This window comes from Saccharopolyspora antimicrobica (assembly GCF_003635025.1).
Classification (GTDB): Bacteria; Actinomycetota; Actinomycetes; order Mycobacteriales; family Pseudonocardiaceae; genus Saccharopolyspora; species Saccharopolyspora antimicrobica.
Map to the genome: position 1 here is coordinate 2,497,805 of NZ_RBXX01000002.1, position 22,482 is coordinate 2,520,286.

The 22,482-nt window shown below is 65.8% G+C and carries 23 protein-coding genes; 15 read left to right on the forward strand and 8 right to left on the reverse strand.

Annotation, left to right across the window (positions count from 1 at the left end; translation table 11 throughout):
* Positions 1–104 precede the first annotated feature (104 nt).
* Positions 105–1,616: a M28 family metallopeptidase gene (locus ATL45_RS12335; RefSeq protein ID WP_093151398.1), complete on the reverse strand. Its 1,512-nt coding sequence runs from the start codon at positions 1,614–1,616 to the stop codon at positions 105–107.
* 265 nt (positions 1,617–1,881) lie between these two features.
* Between ATL45_RS12335 and ATL45_RS12340 the strand changes: the two genes are divergently transcribed.
* Positions 1,882–2,859: an NAD(P)H-quinone oxidoreductase gene (locus tag ATL45_RS12340; RefSeq protein ID WP_093150231.1), complete on the forward strand. Its 978-nt coding sequence runs from the start codon at positions 1,882–1,884 to the stop codon at positions 2,857–2,859.
* Between the two features lie 284 nt (positions 2,860–3,143).
* On the opposite strand, the gene ATL45_RS12350 is transcribed toward ATL45_RS12340, so the two are convergent.
* Entirely contained in the window at positions 3,144–4,343 is a 1,200-nt protein-coding gene (locus ATL45_RS12350; RefSeq protein ID WP_093150235.1) for a cysteine desulfurase-like protein, read from the reverse strand.
* Positions 4,344–4,602: 259 nt separating this feature from the next.
* On the opposite strand from ATL45_RS12350, the gene ATL45_RS12355 reads away from it, so the two are divergent.
* Positions 4,603–5,133 (forward strand): bacterial proteasome activator family protein, encoded by a 531-nt coding sequence (locus ATL45_RS12355; RefSeq protein WP_093150238.1) that lies wholly within the window; start codon positions 4,603–4,605, stop codon positions 5,131–5,133.
* 167 nt (positions 5,134–5,300) lie between these two features.
* Here the strand turns inward: ATL45_RS12355 and ATL45_RS38395 are convergent, their stop codons facing one another.
* Complete coding sequence (locus ATL45_RS38395) at positions 5,301–5,555, reverse strand: hypothetical protein (RefSeq protein WP_143121600.1); 255 nt, start codon at positions 5,553–5,555, stop codon at positions 5,301–5,303.
* A gap of 378 nt (positions 5,556–5,933) precedes the next feature.
* On the opposite strand from ATL45_RS38395, the gene wzm reads away from it, so the two are divergent.
* The 5 genes from wzm to ATL45_RS12380 all read left to right on the forward strand — a co-directional run bounded on the left by wzm (position 5,934) and on the right by ATL45_RS12380 (position 12,576).
* Positions 5,934–6,797, forward strand: a complete 864-nt coding sequence (gene wzm, locus ATL45_RS12360) for a galactan export ABC transporter permease subunit Wzm/RfbD (RefSeq protein WP_177241937.1) — start codon at positions 5,934–5,936, stop codon at positions 6,795–6,797.
* Positions 6,798–6,825: 28 nt separating this feature from the next.
* Complete coding sequence (gene wzt, locus ATL45_RS12365) at positions 6,826–7,629, forward strand: galactan export ABC transporter ATP-binding subunit Wzt/RfbE (protein ID WP_439332488.1); 804 nt, start codon at positions 6,826–6,828, stop codon at positions 7,627–7,629.
* Positions 7,626–8,540, forward strand: coding sequence for a galactofuranosyltransferase GlfT1 (gene glfT1 / locus ATL45_RS12370; RefSeq protein WP_093150243.1), 915 nt, complete (start codon positions 7,626–7,628; stop codon positions 8,538–8,540). The genes wzt and glfT1 overlap by 4 nt, the downstream gene beginning before the upstream one ends.
* A gap of 235 nt (positions 8,541–8,775) precedes the next feature.
* Positions 8,776–12,078, forward strand: a complete 3,303-nt coding sequence (locus ATL45_RS12375; protein WP_093150245.1) for an arabinosyltransferase domain-containing protein — start codon at positions 8,776–8,778, stop codon at positions 12,076–12,078.
* A gap of 231 nt (positions 12,079–12,309) precedes the next feature.
* Positions 12,310–12,576, forward strand: a complete 267-nt coding sequence (locus ATL45_RS12380) for a hypothetical protein (RefSeq protein ID WP_093150248.1) — start codon at positions 12,310–12,312, stop codon at positions 12,574–12,576.
* Between the two features lie 153 nt (positions 12,577–12,729).
* On the opposite strand, the gene ATL45_RS12385 is transcribed toward ATL45_RS12380, so the two are convergent.
* Entirely contained in the window at positions 12,730–13,224 is a 495-nt protein-coding gene (locus ATL45_RS12385) for an LppP/LprE family lipoprotein (RefSeq protein ID WP_246025299.1), read from the reverse strand.
* Positions 13,225–14,305: 1,081 nt separating this feature from the next.
* Here ATL45_RS12385 and ATL45_RS12395 point away from each other — a divergent pair.
* Positions 14,306–14,581, forward strand: a complete 276-nt coding sequence (locus ATL45_RS12395) for a hypothetical protein (protein WP_093150260.1) — start codon at positions 14,306–14,308, stop codon at positions 14,579–14,581.
* A gap of 223 nt (positions 14,582–14,804) precedes the next feature.
* Here ATL45_RS12395 and ATL45_RS38400 read toward each other — a convergent pair whose 3' ends face one another.
* The 4 genes from ATL45_RS38400 to ATL45_RS12405 are packed head-to-tail and all read right to left on the reverse strand — an operon-like array spanning position 14,805 to position 17,814.
* Complete coding sequence (locus ATL45_RS38400; RefSeq protein ID WP_143121601.1) at positions 14,805–15,152, reverse strand: hypothetical protein; 348 nt, start codon at positions 15,150–15,152, stop codon at positions 14,805–14,807.
* On the reverse strand, positions 15,149–15,811 hold the full coding sequence (locus ATL45_RS38405) for a hypothetical protein (RefSeq protein WP_143121602.1): 663 nt from the start codon (positions 15,809–15,811) through the stop codon (positions 15,149–15,151). The genes ATL45_RS38400 and ATL45_RS38405 overlap by 4 nt, the downstream gene beginning before the upstream one ends.
* A 44-nt stretch (positions 15,812–15,855) precedes the next feature.
* A complete protein-coding gene (gene cyaB, locus ATL45_RS12400) occupies positions 15,856–16,419 on the reverse strand; it encodes a class IV adenylate cyclase (protein WP_093150263.1) in 564 nt (187 codons plus the stop codon).
* Positions 16,420–16,428: 9 nt separating this feature from the next.
* Positions 16,429–17,814, reverse strand: a complete 1,386-nt coding sequence (locus ATL45_RS12405; RefSeq protein WP_170210222.1) for a hypothetical protein — start codon at positions 17,812–17,814, stop codon at positions 16,429–16,431.
* Between the two features lie 942 nt (positions 17,815–18,756).
* Here ATL45_RS12405 and ATL45_RS12415 point away from each other — a divergent pair.
* From ATL45_RS12415 to ATL45_RS38815, 7 genes are all read left to right on the forward strand, one after another.
* Positions 18,757–19,956, forward strand: coding sequence for a helix-turn-helix domain-containing protein (locus ATL45_RS12415; RefSeq protein ID WP_121505333.1), 1,200 nt, complete (start codon positions 18,757–18,759; stop codon positions 19,954–19,956).
* A 480-nt stretch (positions 19,957–20,436) separates the two neighbouring features.
* The gene (locus ATL45_RS12420) at positions 20,437–20,883 is read left to right on the forward strand and encodes a hypothetical protein (RefSeq protein ID WP_246025300.1); all 447 of its coding nucleotides are present in this window, start codon (positions 20,437–20,439) and stop codon (positions 20,881–20,883) included.
* Positions 20,883–21,239, forward strand: coding sequence for a hypothetical protein (locus tag ATL45_RS12425; RefSeq protein ID WP_093151403.1), 357 nt, complete (start codon positions 20,883–20,885; stop codon positions 21,237–21,239). The genes ATL45_RS12420 and ATL45_RS12425 overlap by 1 nt, the downstream gene beginning before the upstream one ends.
* Positions 21,232–21,597 carry a WhiB family transcriptional regulator gene (locus ATL45_RS12430; RefSeq protein WP_093150276.1) on the forward strand — a complete coding sequence of 122 codons (366 nt, stop codon included), beginning with the start codon at positions 21,232–21,234 and terminating at the stop codon, positions 21,595–21,597. The genes ATL45_RS12425 and ATL45_RS12430 overlap by 8 nt, the downstream gene beginning before the upstream one ends.
* 284 nt (positions 21,598–21,881) lie before the next feature.
* A complete protein-coding gene (locus ATL45_RS12435; protein ID WP_093150280.1) occupies positions 21,882–22,112 on the forward strand; it encodes a hypothetical protein in 231 nt (76 codons plus the stop codon).
* Positions 22,112–22,303, forward strand: coding sequence for a hypothetical protein (locus tag ATL45_RS12440; RefSeq protein ID WP_093150284.1), 192 nt, complete (start codon positions 22,112–22,114; stop codon positions 22,301–22,303). Before ATL45_RS12435 ends, ATL45_RS12440 begins: the two co-directional genes overlap by 1 nt.
* Positions 22,300–22,473: a hypothetical protein gene (locus tag ATL45_RS38815; protein WP_170210223.1), complete on the forward strand. Its 174-nt coding sequence runs from the start codon at positions 22,300–22,302 to the stop codon at positions 22,471–22,473. The genes ATL45_RS12440 and ATL45_RS38815 overlap by 4 nt, the downstream gene beginning before the upstream one ends.
* The last annotated feature ends 9 nt before the right edge of the window (positions 22,474–22,482 follow it).

Genomic DNA, 22,482 nt, shown 5'->3' on the forward strand with positions numbered 1-22,482 from the left:
AGCCGCCGTGTATTGGTCATACATAAGGCTGGGCATCCGCAGTCCAGGCGGACGCTGAGGTTCCGCTACCCGCACCGCTACGCAGAACGAGCCTGGAAAGCTCCTCAGGCCAGGTTGTGGCCGTGGCCGACCTTCGGGCCCTGCTCGAAGCTCTGGGCCATCATCATCGTCTGCGCGGCCCGCAGCTGCGCGCGCTCGGCGCGGGTCTGCATGCCGTTGACCGCCTCGGTGCTCTGCGAGTAGGCCTGCACGACGTTGGCGATGCCCTTGGTCATCCGCTCCAGCGCCACCCGGTCCACATTGGACAGGTTGTCGTCCTTGCTGTGGTAGTTCGGGTCGAAGGCGATGCCCGCGGTGCCGCCCCACTTGGCGGCCTGCTCCTCGGTCTTCACGTCCTCGACACCGGTGTGCATGCCGCCGGACGGGATGCCCACCGCGATGAACTCGCCGTAGTCGGAACGGCCGTTGAACTCGCTCGGCTCCGACTCGATGCCCTGCGCGGCTATCGTCGCGATGAAGTCGTCCTTGATCTGACCCGAGCCGTGCGGGCCCGACGGGCCACCGGTTGAGCCGTCACCGTCGTAGACGAAGTAGCCGGCGTTCGGCGAGCCGATCATGTCGAAGTTCAGGTACAGCGCGATGTCGAGCTGCTCCTCGAAGCTCAGGCCCTGCACGTACTGCGTCGAGCCGACCAGGCCGGACTCCTCCGCGCCCCACCACGCGAACCGCACCGCGTTCTTCACGTCCGGGCTGCCGCCCAGCTTCAGCGCGGTCTCCAGCAGGCCGGCGCTGCCGGTGCCGTTGTCGTTGATGCCCGGGCCCTCCGGCACACCGTCCAGGTGCGCACCGGCCATCACCACGTTGTCGGTGCGCCCGGTCCTGGTCTGCGCGATGATGTTGCGGGTGGTCACGGTCTCGAACCGCGCCTGCACGTCCAGCTTCACCTCGGCACCGGCCTGGCCGGACAGCGCCTCGCCGACCTCCTTGGTGACACCGGCCGTCGGGATGCGCCCCGCGTCCGCGCCGCCGAGGGTGCCGTTGAGCGGGCCCTCGACGTTGTTGTAGATGATCGCGCCGACCGCGCCAGCCTCGGACGCGAGCTGCTGCTTCGTCGCGAAGTCGCAGGCGCCGCGCGAGATCAGCACGACCGTCCCGGTGACCTCGGTGCCCGCGAAGTCGGTGGCCTCGCAGCCCGGGGTCTCGTCGACCGGCAGGACCGCCAGCGGCGCGGTCAGGCCGCCCTGCGGGGTCGCCGGGGAGTACTCCAGGGCGTCACCCTCCGTCGGCTGACCGGCGACCGCGAGGCTGAAGGAGTCCTTGAAGTACGCCTCGTAGGTGAACTCCGGGGTGGTCACGTCGAAACCGGCGCGCTGCAGCTTGCCCGCGACGTAATCCACGCTGGCCTCGTAGCCCGGCTGCCCGGAGGCGCGGTTCCCGCCGTTCTGGTCGGCGATGCGCTGGAACGCGATCAGGTGCCGGTTCACGGCGTTGCCGTTGATCGTGTCGCCGAGGTCGGCCGGGGCCGCGCTGGCCGGGGTGACAGCGAGCATCGCCGCCGCGCAGCTCGCGGCCAGAGCGGTGATCGAACGCCTGGATGTGATGGTTCGCAAACTCATCATGCTCCCCGTTTCGGGTGGATTTCGTGGTGGCAAGCCTTGAGAGGATCACGCTGCGAAGTCAAGGCCGTACCAGGAAGAGTTAAGAACCAGGGACCAATTCCCGTTTTTCCCGTATTGTGCGGCTGGTCCGTTCCTCTCGCACTGTCCGCTTCGGACTGCGGGGCCGCCGCTGGTCGCGTTGCGCTGACATCCGTACCCCGAGCGGCTGGTGCCGGTCACACGAGCGCGGACGGCGGCGCCGGCAGGCTCTACTGTCGCGGGCATGTACGCCATCGCGATCCGTGAACCGGGTGAACCGGACGTCCTGGAGTGGACCGAACACCCCGACCCGCGACCGGGCCCGGGCGAAGTGCTCATCGACGTCGCCGCCAGCGCGGTCAACCGCGCCGACCTCAGCCAGCGGGAGGGCAACTACCCGCCGCCGAAGGGCGCCAGCGACATCCTCGGGCTGGAATGCTCCGGCACCATCGCCGAACTGGGTGAAGGTGTCGAGGACTGGCAGGTCGGCGACGAGGTCTGCGCGCTGCTGTCCGGCGGCGGGTACGCCGAACGCGTCGCGGTGCCCGCCGAGCAGGTGCTGCCCAAGCCCGCCGGGGTCGACCTGGTGGACGCCGCCGGGCTGCCCGAGGTGTGCTGCACCGTCTGGTCCAACGTGATCATGGAGTCCGGGCTCCGAAGTGGACAGCTGCTGCTGGTGCACGGCGGCGCGGGCGGCATCGGGACCTGCGCGATCCAGATCGGCCGGGCGCTCGGCGCGCGGGTCGCGGCGACCGCGGGATCGGCGGAGAGCCGCCGGCTGTGCGCCGAGCTCGGCGCGGACCCGGTGATCAGCTACCGGGACGAGGACTTCGTCGCGGTCGTGAAGGAGCTCGGCGGCGCCGACGTCATCCTGGACAACATGGGCGCGTCCTACCTGGACCGGAACCTGTCCGCGCTGGCGCCCGACGGGCACCTGGCGATCATCGGCATGCAGGGCGGCCGGAAGGCCGAGCTGGACCTGGGGAAGATGCTGGTCAAGCGGCTGCACCTGTCGGTGCTGGGACTGCGCGGGCGCCCGCTGGCGGGCCCGCACGGCAAGGCAGCGATCGTCGCCGACGTGCGCGAGCGGCTGTGGCCGCTGGTCGAAGCGGGCCGGGTGCGGACCCCGGTCCACGACCGGATCCCGCTGCGCGAAGCGGCCCGGGCCCACGCCGTCCTCGAAGCGGGCGACGTCCGGGGCAAGATCCTCCTGGTCCGCTGACCGGCGGAGACACTCGACCGGTGGGCGTCTTACGCGATTTCAATGGAAATCAGACGTCCGATTTCAATGGAACTTGCGCCAGGTGTCGGCGTGTCGGGTGCCCGACACGCCGGTGGTGGGTCGGGATTTACGCGATTTCAATGGAAATCAGGTGTCTGATTTCCATTGAAATTGCATCCACCCCGGCGTCGACCGGAGCCGACACCGGAGGAGCCGGAGCCAGGGCCGGAGGAGCCGGGGTCCGGGGCCGGAGCCGGAGCCGGAGCCGGAGCCGGAGGAGGTCGTCAGGTGAGTTCGGCGATGGCCCGGATGAGCTGGTCGACTTCCGCGGCGTTGGTGTAGTGGGCGAGGCCGACTCGGACCGCTCCGCCCACTTCGCCGACGCCCAGGACCGCGAAGACGCCGTGGGTGCCGGGGTCGGCGAAGGCGCAGACCCCGCGGTCGGCCAGGTGCTCGACCGCGTCCACCGCCTTCACGCCGGAGACCGTGAACGCCATCGACGGGACGCGGCGCATCGCGTCGCCGATCAGCATCACGTGGTTCATCTTGCGGAGCCCGTTGGTCAGGTTCGCCAGCAGTCCCGCCTGGTAGGACTTCACCGAGCCCAGCGAGGTCAGCAGCCGTTCGCGGCGCGGCCCCACCGCGGCGTCGTCCAGCGCCGCCAGGTAGTCCACCGACGCCACCAGGCCGGCCAGCAGCGGGTAGGCGGGCGGGCCGAGCTCCATGCGCTCCGCGCCGCGCGCGCCGGGCTCCAGCGCGACCGACGGCAGCTGGTCGAGCATCGCGGCGTTCTTGAACACCAGCGCGCCCACCGGCGGCCCGCCCCAGGCCGAGGCGTTCACCGCCACCACGTCGGCGCCCATCGAGGTGATGTCGAGCGGGACGAACGGTGCCGCCGCCGAGGCGTCCACCACGACCAGCGCGCCGTGCTCGGCCGCCGCCTCCGCGGCCTGCCGCACGTCGGGCCGGGTGCCGACCGCACCCGACGCGGCGGTGATCGCCACCACCTTCGTGCGCGGGGTCACCAGCTCCTGGTACTGCCAGGTGGGCAGCTCGCAGGTCTCGATGTCGACCTCCGCCCAGCGGACGGTCCCGCCGGAGCGCTGGGCAGCGCGCTGCCACGGCGCGACGTTGGCCGGGTGGTCCAGCCGGGAGACGACCACGTCGTCCCCGATCATCCACCCGTCGCCGAGCGCGTCGGCCAGTCGTTGCAGCAGAACGGCGGAGTTCGGACCGAGCACCACCCCGGCCGGGTTCGCCCCGACCAGGTCGGCAATGGAGCGACGGGCGGCCTCCACGATCGCCTCGGCGCGCTGCGAGGCGGGGAATATCCCGCCCGGACCGGATACCGGCGCTCGCAGCGCGGTGGACGCCGCGGTCGCCACTTGTTCGGGAACCTGCATGCCTGCCGGGGCGTCCAGGTGCACCCACCCGTCGCCGAGCGCGGGGAACAGCCCGCGAACCGCCGCGACGTCGAACGCCATGGAGCACACGTTACGTACGAGGCGGGCCGGACCGGCTGCCGGGTGGTCGATATCGCATCAATCCGCCGCGCGAGCGATCATCCGGTGACGCGGCGTGGCCGACTGGCCGGTTCCGATCTGAGGCGTTCGTCTCCGCTGGTCAGGGCCCGTGAGTACTTTGGGGTGCCATAGCGCCCCAAAACGCTCACGGGAGTCCGCCTGCAGCGCAGCACCGGACTCCGCCCACGCGAAGCATCCCGCAACCCGCCAGGATGGAGACATGACCCGCGAAGACAGTGAGGGCAGGCCGCAGGTGTTCGTGGTCGGCGAGGACGGCAAGCCGCTCGGCGCCACCGCCGAAGGCGAGCAGCACGAGCGCGGCGAGGACATCAACGAGCTTGTCGAGCAGCCCGCCAAGGTGATGCGCATCGGCACCATGATCAAGCAGCTGCTGGAGGAGGTCCGGGCGGCGCCGCTGGACGAGGCCAGCCGCAGCCGCCTCAAGGAGATCCACCAGTCCTCCATCCGCGAGCTGGAGCAGGGTCTGGCTCCGGAGCTCATCGAGGAGCTGGAGCGGCTGTCGCTGCCGTTCGCCCAGGAGAGCACGCCGTCGGAGTCGGAGCTGCGGATCGCGCAGGCCCAGCTGGTCGGCTGGCTGGAAGGCCTGTTCCACGGCCTGCAGACCGCGCTGTTCGCCCAGCAGATGGCGGCCCGCGCGCAGCTGGAGCAGATGCGCCGCGGCCTGCCCGCGGGCAGCGCGGGCGAGGCCGAGATCGGCCACGGCCGAGGCGGCACCGGCCAGTACCTGTGAGGCATCGGGGTGACTCCAATCGAGTGAACGGACTTACCGACCACTTCGGTTCGCGCGAAACCATGCGGTTAAACACGGCAAATAATTACACCAATTGAGTGAAACCGCCCTAAAGGGCGACGCCCGTTGAGACAACCTGGAAAACTGCCCCAGTGAAGCAATTCACTTCACTGGGGCTCTTCATTCTTGCCCTGATTCGTGCACGAAGACGGGAGATTTATGCGCAGGAAGTTCGGTATGGCCGCCGTTATCGTCGCCGCCACGGCGAGCCTGGCCGCCCCGGCATCAGCAGCTGCTGACGGCGTGTCGACCATGGAGAACTGCGGCAACGCAGGTGTGTCGTCGCCAGGACGGACCGCCAATCGGCTCTCCGCAACAGGGTGGGCGACTGGCGCTCCCAATACGCCGATCAAGGTCTCCATCTGGAAGGTGGTGCCATGGGGGTTTGACGACGAAGTGATTGTGGGCGCCGGCGTGGGTAATGGGGTACCGATCTGGGCGCAGGGGAACTTCCCAGGCCCAGGGGTTTACTACGCGCGAGTAGTTCCCCAAGGGGCTCCGATTCTTTGCGAGAGTGGAACTGTCGAACTCTGATCAGGCTCTGATCAGACAACCAGCCCCGGACCAAGCCTTTCTGTCCGGGGCTGGTTGCTTCTGTCTGGCGAGCCCGATGTCCGCACGTTGCACCGCCCGCGCTTGCGGTTGCGCACGGTGCGTGGGGGGTGCAGCGCCGAGGACTCGCGCCGTGGAGTGATGCCCTGGCCCGGAGTGCACACCATCGATCGGTACTCTGACGCACTGTGCAGTCCACGAGCACGGTAGACCGCCCCGAAGCGCCGCCTGCTACTTCGTCGCAGACCTGGCGGAAAGCCTTCAAGGACATCAGCGACGCCTACAGCCAGCGACAGCTGTGGGCGCATCTAGGCTGGCAGGACATCAAGCAGCGGTATCGCCGCTCGGTGATCGGCCCGCTGTGGATCACCATCAGCATGGCCGTCACGGTGACCGCGCTCGGCTTGCTGTACTCGCAGCTGTTCGGCATGAAGCTGGAAGACCACCTGCCGTACCTGGCGGTCGGTTTCATCATCTGGGGCTTCATCTCCAACTGCGTCAACGAGGGCTCCGAGGTCTTCATCTCAAACGAGGGGCTGATCAAGCAGCTCCCCGCCCCGGTGTCGATCCACGTGCTGCGGCTGCTGTGGCGGCAGGTGCTCTTCTTCGTGCACAACCTCGCCGTCTACTTCGTGCTCCTGATGCTCTTCCCGAAGCCGCTGTCCTTCACCGCGCTGCTGGCCATCCCGGCGTTCGCGCTGATCGCGATCAACGGTGCCTGGGTGATCATCGTGGTGGGCACCATCTCGACCCGGTTCCGGGACATCCCGCCGGTCACGCAGAGCGTGGTGCAGCTGATGTTCTTCATGACGCCGATCGTGTGGAACTACGACCAGTTCCGGGCCCACGAGAACCCCGCGATCGCCGAACGCGCCCGGCTGGCCGAGCTGAACCCGTTCATGCACTTCCTGGAGATCGTCCGCCAGCCGATGCTGGGCAGCCCGATCGTCTGGCACCACTGGCTGATCGTCGGGGTGTTCACCGTCGTGGGATGGGCCGTCGCACTGGTCGTCCTACGCAACTACCGCGCCCGCATCTCCTACTGGGTCTGAGTGAGGTCGAACTGTGGTCAGCATCGACGTGTGGAATGCGGCGGTCGACTTCCCGATCTTCGACGCGAAGTCCCGCTCGCTGAAGAAGGCCGTCCTGGGCAAGGCCGGCGGCAAGATCGGCACCGACAGCCGGGTGCCGATCATCGAGGCGCTGCACGACATCGACCTGTCGCTGCGGCACGGTGACCGGGTGGCCCTGGTCGGCCACAACGGCGCCGGCAAGTCCACCCTGCTGCGGCTGCTCAGCGGCATCTACGAGCCGACCCGCGGCAGCGCCCGGGTGGTCGGCAAGGTCGCGCCGGTGTTCGACCTCGGCGTGGGCATGGACCCGGAGATCTCCGGCTACGAGAACATCATCATCCGCGGCCTCTTCCTGGGCATGACCCGCAAGGAGATGGAGAAGCGGATCGACGACATCGCCGAGTTCACCGAGCTCGGCGACTACCTGGCGATGCCGCTGCGCACCTACTCCACCGGTATGCGGGTGCGGCTGGCGCTCGGCGTGGTGACCTCGATCGACCCGGAGATCCTGATCCTGGACGAGGGCATCGGCGCGGTCGACGCGGAGTTCCTGGAGAAGGCCCGCGACCGGCTCAACGACCTGGTCAAGCGGTCCGGCATCCTGGTGTTCGCCTCGCACTCCGACGAATTCCTGATCGAGCTGTGCAGTTCGGCGATCTGGATGGACAAGGGCGGCATCCGCGAACAGGGCTCGCTGCGCGAGGTCCTGACGCACTACAAGGGGTACGACCCCTTCGAGCACCTCAGTGAGGAAACCCTGGCCCGGATCGGCGAGTCCGCGGCCACGATCGGGAGCAAAGAAGGCGCATGAGCACCGACTCCGCACAGCAGCTGCCCGCCGGATCCGTAGTCGCGGTGATCGTCACCAGACACCGTCGCGAGCTGCTGGCCGAGTCCCTGAAGGTGATCGGCAGCCAAACCAGGCTGCCGGACCACCTCGTGGTCGTCGACAACGGCCCGGACCAGTCCGCCGAGGACGTGGTGGCGGACTGCCCGATCCCGTCGACCTACATCGCCTCGCAGCGCAACCTGGGCGGCGCGGGCGGCTTCGCGCTCGGCATGCTGACCGCGCTGTCGCTGGGCGCCGAGTGGGTGTGGCTGGGCGACGACGACGGCCGCCCGGCCGACGAGCAGGCGCTGGAGACGCTGCTGGAGGTCGCCACCAAGCGGCGGCTGGCCGCGGTGTCGCCGGTGGTGGTCAACATCGACACCCCGGACAAGCTGGCGTTCCCGCTGCGCCGCGGGCTGACCTGGAAGCGGCGGGTCAGCGAGCTCGGCGCAGGCGACTTCCTGCCCGGCATCGCCTCGCTGTTCAACGGCGCGCTGTTCCGCGCCTCGACGCTGGACGTGGTGGGCGTGCCGGACTACCGGCTGTTCTTCCGCGGTGACGAGGTGGAGATCCACCGGCGCGTGCTGCGCTCCGGGCTGCCGTTCGGGACCACGCTGAAGACCCGCTTCCTGCACCCGGACGGCTCGGCGGAGTTCAAGCCGATGCTGGGCGGCCGGTTCCACGCGCAGGACCCGTCGGACGCGAACAAGCGCTACTACACATACCGCAACCGCGGCTACCTGCTGTCGCAGCCGGGCATGCGCAAGATCGGCGCCCTCGAGGTGATCCGCTTCGGCCTGTACTTCGTGGGCCAGAAGCGCGATCCGAAGGCCTTCAAGGAATGGCTGCGGCTCGTCCGCCAGGGCCAGCGAGAGCAGTTCTTCCGCCGCTGACCGACGCGCGGTCCGTGAGCGCGTGACAGCGTTATGCGCTCACGGACCCGTCGCGCCGGGCCCCTCGGAACCGGCTGCGGCGGAATGGAAAAGCTGTCACCGAGCGGTCACGAAATACTGAGAATGGCCTGAGAGCAACCTGAGTCCGCAGCTCACGGGGTTGGCCGAGGTGTTCCTCTGCACACCCGCGGAATGCCGCGAAGGGGCCCGGACCAGCAACTACTATTCTCCACCCGTGCTCAGTGGCCAGGAGGAAAGCCGCCGAACGGACGATGCGTCGGCGCGCACCGAGACGAACCGGAAACCGTCCGCGAAACGGCTGAAGCTCTTCGCGTCGGTCCTCGGGCTGCTCGGCACCGTGCTCGCGCTGGCAGTGCCGTTCCTCCCGGTCAACTACGACATCACCACGCTGAAGTGGCCGACGGCCGAAGGCACCAAGTCGGTGTCCGCGCCGCTGCTGAGCTACTCGCCGCTGTGGCTGAAGGCCGACGTCCAGTGCGCCTCGGCGCGCAGCCTCGACGCGCGCACCAACGGCCCGGGCATCCTGCTGAGCACCAACCCGCCGTCCTCGGACTACGGCAACCTGACCGGCCTGGTGCTCCAGGTCGACAACGGCCACCTGACGCTGCTCAACAAGGGCCAGCAGATGGGCACCGTGCCGCTGCCCGAGGGCGACTGCGCGATCGCGCTGCGCTCCGACGCCTACGAGACCACCGCGACCGTGGGCGCCGAGTCGCTGGCCAACCTGCACGGTGACCAGCGGCCGCAGCTGACCGGCATCTACTCCGGCCTCAACGACGCGATCGACGACGTGCGCGGCCTGTCCTTCGAGGCCCGCGTCGACAACCGCTACGAGAGCCAGGCGACCACCATCAAGCTCACCGCGATGGTGCTGGCCGTGGTGGCGTTCATCGGCTCGCTGATCTGCCTGCGGCGGTTGGACGTGCGCGCCGGGCGTCGCCCGCCGAAGTGGGCACCTGCGGGCTGGTGGAAACCGACGTTCCGCGACGTCTCGGTGATCGGTGCGCTCGTCGTCTGGTGGGCCATGGGCGCCATGACCTCGGACGACGGCTACATCCTGAACATCGCGCGAGCGCGCGAGAGCTTCGGGTACGTCAGCAACTACTACCGCTGGTTCGGCGGTCCGGAAGCGCCGTTCGGCTGGTTCTACGAGCTGTACGCGCTGTGGGTGCAGGTCTCCACGGCGACGCCGTGGGTGCGCCTGCCCGCGCTGCTGATGGGCATCGTGTCCTGGCTGCTGATCAGCCGTGAAGTGCTCCCCAGGCTCGGCCAGCAGGTGCGGCGCTCCAACGCCGCCGGCTGGGCCGCCGCCGCGGTGTTCCTGGCGTTCTGGCTGCCCTACAACAACGGTCTTCGCCCCGAGCCGGTCGTGGTGCTGTTCTCGCTGCTGGCGCTGTGCGCCGTCGAGCGCGCGGTGGCCACCGGCCGGTTGATGCCCGCCGCGCTGGGTCTGGTCGTGGCCGCGCTGTCGGTCGGCGCGAACCCGCACGGCCTGGTGTCCGTGCTGCCGTTCATCGCGGCGCTGAAGCCGCTGTTCCGGCTGGTGCGCAAGCGGGCGCAGGAGTTCGGCTGGCTGCCGGTGCTGGCGCCGATCGCCGCCTCCGGCTTCGTGATCCTGACGCTGGTGTTCTCCGACCAGACGTTCAAGTCGGTCATGGACGCCACCGAGCTGCGCACCGACCTCGGCCCGAGCCAGAGCTGGTACGAGGAGCTCAGCCGCTACAACCTGCTGTTCAGCTCGACGCCGGACGGCTCCATGACGCGCCGCTTCCCGGTGCTGCTGGTGATCCTGTGCCTGGTCACCTGCGCCGTGGTGCTGCTGCGCCGCACCCGGATCCGGGGCGCTGCCCTCGGCCCGAGCCGGCGGCTGCTGGCGATCACCGCGATGTCCTTCGGCGTGCTGGTGCTGACGCCCACCAAGTGGTCCCACCACTTCGGCATCTTCGCCGCCTTCGGCGGTGCGCTGGCCGCGCTGACCGCGCTGGCCACCAGCAGCACGGTGCTGCGGTCCAAGCGCAACCGCGCGGTGTTCGTCGCGATGCTGATGGCGATCCTGGCGTTCGCGGCCACCGGCCCCAACGCCTGGTGGTACGTCTCGGGCTGGGGCGTGCCCTGGTTCAACATGCCGCCGCAGATCGCCGGCTACAAGCTGAGCACGATCTTCCTGATCGTCGCGGCCATCGCGCTGATCGTGGCGTTCATCGAGCACCTGCGCATCGACGAGAACAACCCGAAGGTCGTCGACGAGAGCTTCGGGCGCGAGGAGAAGCGCAGCCGCGCGCTGCGGCTGGGCACCGCGCCGCTGTCGATCGTGTGCGCGCTGCTGGTGCTGTTCGAGCTGGCCAACTTCGGCAAGGTCATCCAGAAGCAGTGGGGCAGCTACAGCATGGGTGCCGACAACGTGAAGCAGATCGTCGGATCGAGCTGCGGGTTGTCGGACTACGTCTACGTCGAGACCAACCCGCAGTCCGGCATGCTGCGGGTCTCGCCCGAACAGCCGAGCGTCGGCGCGCCGTCGCAGGACGTGCGCATCCCGATCCCGCCGAAGCGGCTGGAGGGCAAGGAGGACATCAACGAGTTCATGCGGGCCAAGATGGTCGGCTTCAACCGGCCCGGCCTGCCCGCGGGCGACGGCACCGACCCGCAGGAACCCGACTGGAAGCCGCCGCACCAGTTCGGCAACGACCGGGCGCCGGTGTGGGGCAGCTACGACCAGGCCGGAACCGGCACCGGCGAGCTGCGCACCCAGTGGTACGACCTGCCGGAGCGGGCCCGGACCGGTGAGGTGCCGGTGGTGATCTCGCTGGCGGGCAACGAGTTCGGCGCGAACTCGATCTCGCTGGAGTTCGGCCACGACACCGAGGACGGCTTCCTGATCACCGCGCGCAAGTACGTGGTGCAGCCGGGCGGCCCCGGCTGGCGCGACTTCCGGTACACCATCGGGGGCCTGTCCGAGGGCGCCACCAAGATGCGCGTGGTGGCCACGGACAACTCGGTGGGCCCGAACGGCTGGATCGCGATCAGCGCCCCGCGCGCGCCGCAGCTGGTGAACATGACCGACTTCGTCGGCGACCAGCCGACGTTCGTGGAGTGGACGGCGGCGCTGGTGCACCCGTGCCTGCAGCTGCCGGGCGTGCACAACGGCGTGGCGGAGATCCCGAAGTTCCGGGTGGCGGCGGGTGCCGAGGTGCGCGAGGTCGGCCAGGGCTGGTCGTCGCCGGACGCGGGCGGCCCGTTCGGCTGGCTCAACGTGGCGACCAGCATGCGCGAGCTGCCGACGTACCTGAAGAACAACATCCACCGGGACTGGGGTTCGCTGTACGCGGTCGACCCGTACGAGCCGGACGCGCTGCCGGCGCAGGCGGCGATGCAGGTGCACCGCGAAACGCACTGGGGCACCTGGACGCCGGGTCCGCTGTCGAAGACGGTCCACCTGCCGGGCGACGTCCCGAGCAGCGACGATCGCAACGACGTCAAGGCCTTCGAGGTCCCGGAGGAGCCGGAACCCGAGCAGTGACCTCGCGGGGTCGTCCCCCGGTATGCAATTTCAATTGAAATTGGACGTCCAATTTCAATTGAAATTGCGTTCTCGGGGAGCCGCTGGTGGTACGCCTTGGGCGAAATGCGCTGGTGAGCGGGGTTTCGGGGTCCGCCGAGGGTGAAACCGGGTGTTCCGGCCGGGTCAGGCGTGGTGCCCTGGAATCCGGGTCCTCGACCGCCGAGGACCGCTGCGATTGGGAGGGTTCCCATGCCCGACACGCGACCTGGCCTGGTGCTGCACCTCGCGGGCGTCAGCCAGCCACTGCACATCGCGCTCGACCAGTCCGAGGCGGACACCCTGCGCGACGTGCTCGCCGACCTGATGGCCAACGGCGAGACCAAGGCGCTCGCCACCGCCGACGGCGGCAGCTTCGCGGTGAACTTCGCGCACGTGGCCACGGCGCACGTCGAGACGACGCGCTCCGACGCCAACGCCTACGGCGCCCCGGCCCGAGGCACCGGCTTCCGCAACTGAGCGTCCGGGAAGCCCCGGTCGTTGGGCGATTTCGCGCGGAACCGGCGTTCGGCAGGCGTGGTGGGTGCCGATTTCGCGCGAAATCGCCCTCCACCACGCGCGGGCCCGTCAATTTCGCGCGAAATCGACCGCGCGCCCTCCGGCGGCCCGGGCTCAGTCGCCGGGGCGGTTCGGGTTGGTGGAGATGGGCGGGTCGGCCTGGAGCTGGTCGCCGACCAGGCGGATCGTGTGCTGGGTCGGCGTACCGCTCGGGCAGCAGCCCGGGTCGTCGGCGTTGTAGACCGGGAACTCAACCCGGACCGAGGTGCCGTCCTGGGAGAGGATCCTCACCATTCCGATGTCGCCCGTCTGCTGCGCCAGCCGCTGGCCGTCGAAGAAGAACAGGGCCTGGCAGCGGCCGTTCGCGCTGCCCGTGCACATCGCCTGGATCACCCGGACCGGCCCGGCCAGCTCGCCGTCCGGCGGCGTCGGGGTGTAGCCCGACGCTTCGATCTCGGCGAGCGCGGCGGCGAGGTCGAAGCTCTCGACGACGGGCTGGCTCGTCGCGGGAGGCGGAGGCGGCGGAGCGGCCTGCTCGGGCTCAGCGGCCTGACCGCAGCCGACGAGCAGAACGGCGAGAAGGGACAGCAATCCCGCAGTACGACGCACCAGATCCTCCGAAGTCCGACTCCCCGGTGGGACGCGCCGCGCAGGCGTTCCGTTCCCACCTCCCCCAGAACGCGAAGAGCTCCGTTTCCCCTGGTCAGCCCCCGTGAGTACTTTGTGTTGCTATAGCAACTGGCCTTTTGTTGCACCACTGTTATCCAGCTGCTTTGACGGGGAGCGGCGCTGGCAGCTTCTCGCGTGGTGGTCTCCACCTGCAAGGGAGGGGCTGTGTCCTCTTCCCGTCGACCTGGCGCAGCCCTGATCAGATCGTGTCAAGGGGGCACCTTCGAGGCTTCCGGGAGATTGCTGGGGTCGGCCCCCTTGACGCGGTCTGATAGCCCTCGTGGAGGTCGACGGGAAGAGGACACCGCCCCCGAACGAACCGCAGCGCTGCGGCCTTACCTCATCCAAGAGACCTGCCAGGGGTCTGGGGGCGGCGAGCACCCCAGTGATCTTGCAGCAGAACCGGCAGGGTCCGGCAACACGTTCAGCCAGGCTGAGTACACTTCACCACGCTGCGTCACAGCTTAGTTAAAAGCTAGACGGCTGCCCCTCCTCGCCTGGTGTTTTGGCAATGCACCAGGGCCGTGCTTGGAGACAGCTGGGACCTGGACATGGGACGTGGTGTAACTGAACAGGTAGTCAACATCGTCCGGCTTCACGGGGCTGGGCTTATCGGTGTTGAGGTGTGCCTTGTTCAGCAGCGTTGGGTTTACGCTGGCTCTGTTCGTGCTCGCGCTTGCCCTCCTGGTCATTGGGGGCTTATGGGGCCTGCATCGGGTGCTTAACCACTTCAAGGCCACCTCGGGTCGGCAGGTGGTGAAGTTCAAGCTTCAAGCCCGGAAGACTTCGGTTGAGCTGTACGTGGCGGACCGGGAGCACTTCGAGCGTGCTCCGTTGGAGTCGCCCGCAGAAGGCAGGGATCGGCCTGGTGCAGGGTGAAGCGGGATCACGTCGCCTGGTCGACCGTTTGCACTTGCTAGGCCGGCTGCGACCGCCAGGGAGTGGCCTGCCGGTCCGGTTCGGCAATCCGCGGTGGCTGCGGTTCGCCGTCGCCGTCGGGGATCGTGGATACGGTTCGGGCATGGCTGATATCGCGCGCCGTCGTCCGCATGACGCTGAGTACGTTCGCCTGACGTCGAGCAACCGTGACGAGATGGTCGAGTGGATCAGGTCGCACGGCGGTGATGTTCCGTGGGTGGACCAGGACGGCCGGGACTTCTCGATTCGGATCTCTCCGACCCGTCATGAAGCGATCGAGTATCAGGTCAGCGTGGGTGACTACGTCGTCCTTGAGCGGGACGGGTTCCACTTGTACGACCCGCCGCGCTTCACCACGTTGTACGAGACCGAGGTCTGATGATCGGCTGAGCTGACAGCCCGTAGGGACTCAAAACCCTTCCCCCACAAATAGAATTTCCCCGGGCCTGCCGTAGGTGGCTGCCGGGGTGCGCGGGCGCGGTCGGCCGCCAGGCCGCAGGCGCAAGCCCGCGCGGGGACCCCGGCAGGGGCCGCCGGAGGCGGCCCCTTGATCCTGTAGAGAAGAATTCGGCAACAACTCTAAGTGCGGATGACCTTAAGGATCAGTTAGTGAGCATTGAATCCTTAATGGAAATTGCGGGATACACTCGCACGTCGAGCTGTCCAGAAAGCCCTTGCGAATCGAATTCGACAAGGAGGTGAGTTTCCTTATCTTCGGTTCGAATCGAAAGCGATTCGGCAGACTCGCGAACGAAACTCCAAACAACTTCACTTCCGTGACTCCACAGGAATTCGACAGATTTTTGCATGGTGTCGAAACTCAGCTGGAGCGATCCGTTGTCGGAGTCGATCTGGATCCTTTGAACCCAAGGCTCATCAAGGATCTCAGGAGCCTCGCCAAACTGCTCGACGAATTCCTGTTCACTAGGGGCGGTCATGCTGCCGGTCATTTCTTGCCTCTCTTCGGGATCATCGTAGTCAAGCGTAGCCCTTGGGTTGTCACGTGCCAAGTTGTCTCCAGCTGAAGAAAGCCACCCGGCCCCGCCAACAACGAGTCGCGGACCTGAAACTCTCCGTACTCGTTCGAGAAGGTCTCTTTGATGTTGCTGTCAGTGCTCACAACCCGCTCTAGGTGGTGATTCAGCGTCTCGTGACCATCGGGATTATTGAAGATACGGATCTTGTTCAACTCGGAGGAGTTCTGCCGAGATCGATCTCTATTATGCTTGTTTGAGTCCGACTCCCCGAAAAAGTATTTGAACTTATGCGGGTCGATCACAGCCTTGCGTTTGGGTGCCGTACCGCGATGCTCCTGGGTTTGGCCACCATGCTCATCCGACGCCGGTTGAGATTCATTAAGAATTCTCGCCCTGTAGTTCGTGACGCGCTTGTTGATCTCAGTGCAGATCTGTTGGGCTCGCTTAAGATCTTCGACTGAACGCTGGCAAACCGCGAAAGCTTCCGCAAATTCACTATCGGCACTTTCTGAGGCAATTGTATGGAGGGTTTCGATTGCCTCAGAAAGCGCGTCCAGTGCTGTTTGAATCGCTTGATTAGATAAACATTCTGTGACCCTGTTTAAATCCTTCTCTACTTCACCAAGGCCCATGTTTCCCTCTCGCGCGATCCGCGTAGCTCCCTACGTCGTCACGGTCAACTGTTCTGCAACACGAGGTCCCGGTATGGCAGCGACACCATGGGGCTTTCCGTGATTCCAAGCTGTATCTCGATCTCTTCGAGTAGGGCAGCAGCTTTGGCGGCGTCGTCCGCAGTGACCTCGGTTTCGATGAACGTTCCCGCGTTAGTCACTACATCGATCATGATGCTGACGCCTGCCGAGGTCGGGTGCTGGTAGGTAATGCGCGACTTCTCGACACGGGCTAGGAACACCATGCCGAGATTGGCCAGCAGCTGTTGGGCAATCTCCGCGTCGGCCTTGTTCCGAAGGATCAAGTTCGTTTCCTGTTTGGAGATGATGCCTGTTTCGCTGTGGGTCTCGGCCGTAGAAGCAGGCTTGTACGTGACTTCCGCGAACCCGTCACGTTGACGGACGCGTAGACACTCCACGGTCTGGATGAAGTCCACATCTGGACGGCTGTAGTAGGTGTCAATCTCCGCCATCGTTCCAGCTGGCTGGTAACCGAGCTCATCCAGGCGAGACAGGATCAGTGCTTCGTCGGCGCTGGCGACCTGGCGCTTCCGTTCAACCTCGATCATGCCTGCTGATCATCCTCTTCGGTTGACTGCTTCGTACACTCGGGCCAAGCTTTCCTTCGCGCAGAGGCCTTGCAGGGTTTCCAGTGCTTCGGTGAGTGTGTCTACCTCAGTCAGGGGGATGTTGCGGAACAGCACGAGCTGCTTGGCATCGAGAAGCGGGTTCGGAAGCCGTTTGGACAGGAACCGGTTGTAGTAGTGGCGTTCAATCCGCCGCACATCGTTGGCTTGAACAGGCATGAGCACTGCGGGTTGCTCGGTAGCAGCCTGAACGGAGTTCTCCGCGAATGCGCACAGCAGCTCATCTAGCGTTAGGTATGCGTAGGTTTCGTGTCCCTCGCGAGCTCGCCAATCTTTCCACACCTGCGTGCAACCAGTGTCACCGTCGTTGGCTGCGTCCAGAAATGCCGTCAAGGCCACATCTGTAACGTTGTCAAATATGTCGCCATCAATGGTGTGATGGTCGTCGTAAGGTTCACTCATCGCGCGCAGCATCGTTTTCTGTGCCGTGGTCAACCATTCCGCATCGCAGAGAGTGTAGTGAACTCGCTTGTGTCCGGTGCGGAGATCTATCCAGTCATTCGAGAGCTGTCCTTCCAGGGCCGGAGTGAATCCGAGTGTGCCCGATCGCCACACATGGTCCCGAAACGTGATGTAGTGCCTCTGAATTTCACGAAACAGACCCAAGGGGGCGCTGATGAAAGCGCATTCGCCTGACGTATCGAGTTTAGATGCGTCAACTATTCGCGAGTTCTGCCGGACGACGATTTCATCGTCGGCATGATGGTAGGGGTGCGTTCCGTGCTCCAAGTAGTACGGAAGGAACATGCGAATAAATTGCAGCCACGACCGGGCCTCGTAGCATTGAGTGACCCGTCGATGAAGAGTCCCGGAATCGACGGCGTACACATCGCGATAAGCAAAGAAGCCACCGGGGACAAGCACGGTGGGCAACGTGCGCATGATCGCATGAAGTCCGGAGTAGCCTCCACCATACGAGTAGACCTCATGGAAGAGAGCAGATGTGCTGATTATGTCCACCGCGCAAGGAAGCAGGTTGTGAATATCCTGGGCAAAGCCGTGGACGAGTTCGCAACTTCCAACCGACCTGAACAGGCTAATTGCGCTGGCGAGTGATGAGGATTCCACTCCGGGGGCTTCAATCAGCGTCAGGGCGACATTCTGTTCCGCTCTAGCGTAACCACCAATTTGCGAGGAAAGGAATTCCACCGAGGCGCCGCCACCAGGGCCAATTTCGACAATATGAGGCTTTGCGTTTTGGGTGCGTCTAAGGGCCTCAAGCATGAGGAACCCTTTTTCTCTTCCGTGCGCATTAGCTGCCAGATCGAGATACCTGGCGGTGGATTTGTGATCCGTCGAGAAAATGGGTCTCGGCATTGTAGTCGGGTCCTTTTCAGGGTCTCCGGCCATAGCGCAGGATGCGCGGTGTGGAACCGGTGGCCGCGCCGGTCGGGGGGCAAGTACAACAGCACGACGCGGCCACCGGGGCTTAGGTTGAGCAGGGACGTGCGGCGATACAGGCGCGACAGCCCACCGGGTGAACACGGGAGTGACTGGGGGCGTCGTCTCCGAGGATTTTCGCGCCGCACCAGACGCGGCCGGTGGAGTCTGGACGCCGTTCGTGGGCGATTCGGTGATGATCGACCCAAACGTCGGCGTGCTCGCCAGTCTTGTCTCCAGCATTGAACCAGTCGACCAGGGACGTACCAACTTTGAGGGCAAAGGCGATGCCTGGGGCGCGCTTCGGAAGTGCGCTTGCGTCGATCGCGCTGCGGATCATTCGGCGGACATCCCTTCATGCAGAAGGGCAAGTTCGATCGGGCAGGGGATGCACGGCGCTGGCACGCCTAGTTGAGGGCTCTGCGGGTACAGACCCGCCAAGGGAACCCCGCACAGAGATCGAGTCGCGCCGCACTCGATGACGTGTTCAACGTTGTCCGCGTCGACCAAGTATCGAACGTCTGAGGCGCCTTCTCCCCTTGACGACGTCGAAGTCTGCTGGGGGATGCGATCCGCGGCCATCCACCGGGGGCCATGGCCGTCGTACTCGTGCTGGGCGACGACCTCGAAGTCCTCGTTGGTGAACAGGCATTTCGGGGCGGAGCACCGCCACGTGGTCGTGCAGTCTTCTGCAAGTGTTCGACGTGGCATGACCGCCTCACTAGGTCGACTACAGAACGTGCTTGCCTGGTCACGAAGCTAGAGCGGTCCATGAGCCTGGAGTGACAGAAAAGTGACAGTGAGTGCTAGCGGTGTCATCGGGACGCTGCCGCCACGTACGCTGGCGCTGGCGTTGTTAGACAGCTTCAGGAGGCCGGCATGCTCCCCGCTGCGTCAGGCTTGACGATTGGCGAACGCATTGCGATGGCCCGCAAGGTTGTGGGCCTCAACCAGCACGCACTAGCGCAGCGGGCGAGCTACAGCCTGAGCATGGTCCGCGCGGTTGAGCAAGGACGGGAGCCAGCATCGCCAGCCTTCGTTGCCGCAGTTGCACGAGCTCTCAGCGTCGAAACTGAGGAGCTGTATGGGCAACCGTATCGGGATCTCCTGGACGATGACGGTGGTGTTCCGGGTCTATCAGAGCTACGTACCCTGTTTGCTGAGGGAAATTACCTCAAGCCGCTGGAACCTGGTCCGGCTGACGAAATCCAGGCCGAGCTTGAACGTGCACGCAAGCTGCGGCGCAGTGACAAAGCTCGGCAAACAATTGAACGCATGCCTGTCCTGTTGAGGCAGATTAGCGGGCTCGTAGAAGCTAGTGCCCCGGGAGAAGCGCAAGAAAACGCGTATCGGCTACTAGCGCAGGCATTTGCTAGCACAGCTCAAATGGTCTACCGATTCGGCTGGATGACGCTTGCGACCCAAGCTGTTGACCGAATGGAGATCGCGGCAGAAAAAGCAGGCGACCCGAAGCTTCTGGCGCACGCTGCACAACAACGATCGTTGCTACTGTTGTCGTACGCTGCGTACGACACAGGGCAAAGTCTCGTAGAACGCTCGTTGTCCCTGCTGGCAAGCGAGCCGGATTCCGAGTCCGTGCTGGCCTTGCGGGGATCGGCCCACCTACGGGGCGCGATTCTGCGCGCACGCGACAAAGACGCCGACCGCGCACGCGAACACATCGCCGAAGCTCGATCAATTGGGATTAAGCTCGGACGTACTTCCTTGGCTTACGACACAAATTTCGGACCAGGGAACGTCGAAATTCATGACGTAGCAGTATCACTGGAGATCGGCGATCCCGGACGCGCTGCGCGCGATGGTTCCGCATTGATCATCCCGCCGGATGTTCACGCGACACGAATTGGCCACCATTGGCAGGATGTAGCGCGAGCATGGATGCTATCCGGCGAGCATTCTAAAGCAATCGCAGCGCTGAGGAATGCAAGGAAGGCCTCACCGCAGCAGACTAGATATCATCAGCAGGTTCACGAGACAGCGCGCATGATCGCACTTGCGGAGAAGCGAAAGTCCGACAGTGTCGCCAACTTTGTTTCATGGCTCGGAGTTAAGCTCTAGAAACAGGTTGACGATCGGGCTGTTGCCACTTCAAGTGTCAAGCCTTAGTTTCACACTGGCGACCAAGCCGAGCTGCAAATGGCAAGGCGGCGGAACTTAGCTGCGCCTAGGGGATGCCACTAATGAGCCGTAAGTTGACCTGGGCGCCTTGTCAAGCGGGTGTTTCACTCGTTTGGCGGTTGCATGTAGTGGACGTTTAGTCGGCTCTTAGTGGAGTGGTCGACTGGCTGCTTGTTGATCTTGATCGCTTCGCCGTGGCGCAATTTCGCGGAAACCATAAGTTGCGTTACGTGGTATATACCACACTGCGTGTTGGCTGGTGGTGGGCTTGCGGGGGCGGAAACCGGGGTTAGGTTGGAGGTAACTCCGGGAGATCGACTAGGGCTTTGGTCCATTCGGGGGATCACGGGGGAATTCTGTTTGGGGCAATTCGCAACGGGGGTTTGTCGAATGGCGATGGCACGCAATTACCGTTTCTCGGTGGCGTTCGAGGACGCTTTTCCGGGGGGCACGTTGGCGTTGAGTGAGGTGGAGCCCGCGAACGAGCGGCAGACGCCGCAGGATCGTTCGAGGGGAGTTCCGCCGCGTCAGCGCGTGGATCTGGTGACGGGGCTGCCGGTGTGGAAGGTGACGGTGTCGGACCCGGCTCCGCTGCGGGCGACAGAAGCCGCGGTAGCGGTGGAGATCCTGGCGGCGGAGAAACCGGAACTGCCGGAGCCGGTTGCAGGGGTGGCGATGCCGGTGCGGGAAGTCCGGTTCACGGGGTTGACGGTGGAACCGAAGCTGGGCGGGCAGGACCAGTTCCGGTTCATCACGTTCACGTACCGGGCGGAGGGGATCGAGTCGCCGTCGAAGGCCTCGGGACCGAGTTCGGGTTCGGCGCGGCCGTCGAAGGGTTCGGGGTCGGCTGGTTCGGAGAGCCGGTGATGGCGCGGCGGGTTAAGCGCACGCGGCGGCGTGAGTGGGCGAAGAAGAGCGGGATGCAGCCGGAGCCGTCGATGGTGGGTTCGTTGCCGGATGAGTGGCTGGTGACGGGTTCGGATGACGGGGCGTTCTTCGTTCTCGGGGGTGCGCTGGCGGGTGATCCGGATGTGCTGATCCGGGTGGAGCAGGCCACGGGCGGTGGGCGTGATCTGACCGAACCGGCGTCGTGGTTGGTCGCTGAGCTGTTGGCGGCGGTCACGGGCGGCACGGCGATGGATGCGGAATTGACCGAGGACGAACGTTCGGATCTGTCGTCGCGTCTGCGGATGTTGATGCGGACCGGGCGGTCGGATGGCTGACGGTCCTGATCTCTGCGCTTTGTGGTGGAGCTTGTTCGCCCGGCGGTTGTGGGGCGCGGGGGCGCGGCCGGAATGGCATGACGAGGCGGCGTGCGCCGATCAGCCGGAGCTCTTCTACTCGAAGTCGGGCAAGTGGGCGCACAACGTCGAGGACGCTCGCAAGGTCTGCAACGCCTGCCCGGTGCGGACGGAGTGCCTGCGGGATGTCATCGGCTGGGAGTCGGCCCGGTCGATGCCTTCGGCGGCGATCGCGGGTGTGGCCGGGGGCATGACCGCTGAGGAACGCAAGACGCTGTATTCCCGGTTCAAGGTCAAGCCGAGTGGGCGTCCCCCGCGCTCACCGAAGAATCCGCAGTAACCACAGATTCCGTCCTGTTCGGACGGTGCATGTGAGGGGGTGTCGTGGATTGCGTGAGTGGGGCACCGAGTGGGGTTCGGAGGTTGAGCCGGAAGGACAGGGGTGGTCGCGTCCGGGGTTGGTGCCTGCCCCGGATGTGGACAAGTTGGGGTTGTGCACGGAGTGCGGGGAGCCGGAGGAAGCGCACGTGACCGGGGGTGTGGTGAGCGTGCGGGAGTTCCACCGCGCGGGGGCAGGGGGCCGGTACAGCGATGAAGTGGAGTAATCGAGGAAAGGGGGATCAGGTGGCTGACGTGCACGTCATATCGACGGCGTTGTCGGAATTGCTGGCCAGTAGCGGTGATGTGGCCCGGATGGTGCGGGGCGAGATGTTCTTTCACCTGGCACAGGTCCTCGACCTGGTGGTCGAGGCGGCCACGTCCTTGGGTGGCGATGCGGAGTTCGTGGAGCGGGTGCGCGCCTATTCCCAGCAGTGCCGGGAGCAGGGCCGGGCGATTCTGGGTGAGGTCGCGTGATGGCCGATCCGGACAACGATGCGCAGGTCTTGGACCTGGTGGAGCGGATCGCGGCAGCACTGAACCGGGATGAGGGTTGTCAGGTGCTGGTGGTGCGGCTGGCTCGGCGTGCGGGGTGGACGCAGGCTCGGCGACTGGTGCTCTCCCGGGTGCACCGGGACGGCCGTGTGGCCTCCGTCGGGGCGGCGTGACGGCTTCGTGCGGTGCCGAACGGCACTGGCTCATCGTGGTGTGGGAATCGGACACGGAGCTGATCGTGGTGGTGTGCATCCGGTGCGGGCACCGGCTGTTGTCCGCTCACGAATCGCAAGGGTCGTTCGTGTGGGAGTACATGCGCGCCAACAACAACGGCGGCGACTGAGGGTGAGAC

Excerpts from the sequence above, each read along its gene's own strand:
- ATL45_RS12350 (WP_093150235.1), bottom strand. The coding sequence starts at position 4,343 with ATGGCGTTCGACGTCGCGGCGGTTCGCGGGCTGTTCCCCGCGCTCGGC.
- ATL45_RS12405 (WP_170210222.1), bottom strand. The coding sequence starts at position 17,814 with ATGCCGAGACCCATTTTCTCGACGGATCACAAATCCACCGCCAGGTAT.
- ATL45_RS12340 (WP_093150231.1), top strand. The coding sequence starts at position 1,882 with ATGTACGCCATCGCGATCCGTGAACCGGGTGAACCGGACGTCCTGGAG.
- ATL45_RS12355 (WP_093150238.1), top strand. The coding sequence starts at position 4,603 with ATGACCCGCGAAGACAGTGAGGGCAGGCCGCAGGTGTTCGTGGTCGGC.
- ATL45_RS12395 (WP_093150260.1), top strand. The coding sequence starts at position 14,306 with ATGGCTGATATCGCGCGCCGTCGTCCGCATGACGCTGAGTACGTTCGC.
- ATL45_RS12335 (WP_093151398.1), bottom strand. The coding sequence starts at position 1,616 with ATGAGTTTGCGAACCATCACATCCAGGCGTTCGATCACCGCTCTGGCC.
- ATL45_RS12440 (WP_093150284.1), top strand. The coding sequence starts at position 22,112 with ATGGCCGATCCGGACAACGATGCGCAGGTCTTGGACCTGGTGGAGCGG.
- ATL45_RS12380 (WP_093150248.1), top strand. The coding sequence starts at position 12,310 with ATGCCCGACACGCGACCTGGCCTGGTGCTGCACCTCGCGGGCGTCAGC.
- ATL45_RS12425 (WP_093151403.1), top strand. The coding sequence starts at position 20,883 with ATGGCGCGGCGGGTTAAGCGCACGCGGCGGCGTGAGTGGGCGAAGAAG.
- ATL45_RS38400 (WP_143121601.1), bottom strand. The coding sequence starts at position 15,152 with ATGACCGGCAGCATGACCGCCCCTAGTGAACAGGAATTCGTCGAGCAG.
- glfT1 (WP_093150243.1), top strand. The coding sequence starts at position 7,626 with ATGAGCACCGACTCCGCACAGCAGCTGCCCGCCGGATCCGTAGTCGCG.
- ATL45_RS12415 (WP_121505333.1), top strand. The coding sequence starts at position 18,757 with ATGCTCCCCGCTGCGTCAGGCTTGACGATTGGCGAACGCATTGCGATG.
- cyaB (WP_093150263.1), bottom strand. The coding sequence starts at position 16,419 with ATGATCGAGGTTGAACGGAAGCGCCAGGTCGCCAGCGCCGACGAAGCA.
- ATL45_RS12430 (WP_093150276.1), top strand. The coding sequence starts at position 21,232 with ATGGCTGACGGTCCTGATCTCTGCGCTTTGTGGTGGAGCTTGTTCGCC.
- ATL45_RS38395 (WP_143121600.1), bottom strand. The coding sequence starts at position 5,555 with ATGGAGACCTTGATCGGCGTATTGGGAGCGCCAGTCGCCCACCCTGTT.
- ATL45_RS38405 (WP_143121602.1), bottom strand. The coding sequence starts at position 15,811 with ATGGGCCTTGGTGAAGTAGAGAAGGATTTAAACAGGGTCACAGAATGT.